1 protein-coding gene and 1 pseudogene are annotated in these 688 nt (G+C 64.1%); both read right to left on the bottom strand.

The genetic code is table 11. The features are described 5' to 3' along the window. Positions 1 to 69: 69 nt before the first annotated feature. Positions 70 to 354: a hypothetical protein gene (locus C486_RS00745; protein WP_049909975.1), complete on the bottom strand. Its 285-nt coding sequence runs from the start codon at positions 352 to 354 to the stop codon at positions 70 to 72. Between the two features lie 18 nt (positions 355 to 372). Further along, positions 373 to 688: pseudogene (locus tag C486_RS21265) on the bottom strand (hypothetical protein); the annotation flags it as partial.

Below are 688 nucleotides of genomic sequence, written 5' to 3'. Positions count from 1 at the left end.
CCGCCGCGATCGCGGCGAGCGTCTCGAGCTCGACATGGATCGTGCTCGTTTTCACGTCCGTTTCGAGAGTCATCGATCGGCCACCTCGCTGCCGGTGACGGTCTTGGTTGGGTCGATCGGCTCGCCGTCGATGGTCACGGACGCCTCGTTAGTCGAGCAGTAGTTGTGGACGAACGTGTAGAAGTCTTCGCCGTACCCGACCTCGAGCGCGTCAAGATAGGCGTCATGGAGTCGCTGGTACGTCTCACGGTCGACGTCGATCTTGATGTCGGCGCTACCGAGTGGGCCGGTCGGCAGCGTTCGCTCGGCGTCAGTACTCTCCCGCATCTTGTCGAGGCTATGGTGTGTGCTCATGTCTCCAATCCCCGTAGATTACTCAGCTGTCTTTCCGTCAGCAGCCGTGACCTCGCTCCAGACGCCGGCGCGCTTCGCAGCCGCTTCGTGGGCCTGCAACCATTCGCGGGCCTCGTGGACGGCCGCTTCGACGGCCTCGTCGTCCTGGCGGTCGGTCCACTCGCCCTTGCGTTGAGCCACGACTGCACACTCTTCGGCGACCAGCACGTCGATGATGTCCTCGAACGCGGCCTCGAGGCTGTCGACCGCCTGGTCGGTCACGCTGTAGATGTCGTCGCGCCAGCCGTAGCGATCGTCAGCCTCGTCCCGTCCGTACTGTGCGTTGGCGATCGCC

This window comes from Natrinema gari JCM 14663 (assembly GCF_000337175.1).
Lineage (GTDB): Archaea > Halobacteriota > Halobacteria > Halobacteriales > Natrialbaceae > Natrinema > Natrinema gari.
This window is presented reverse-complemented; position numbering and strand designations above follow the sequence as displayed.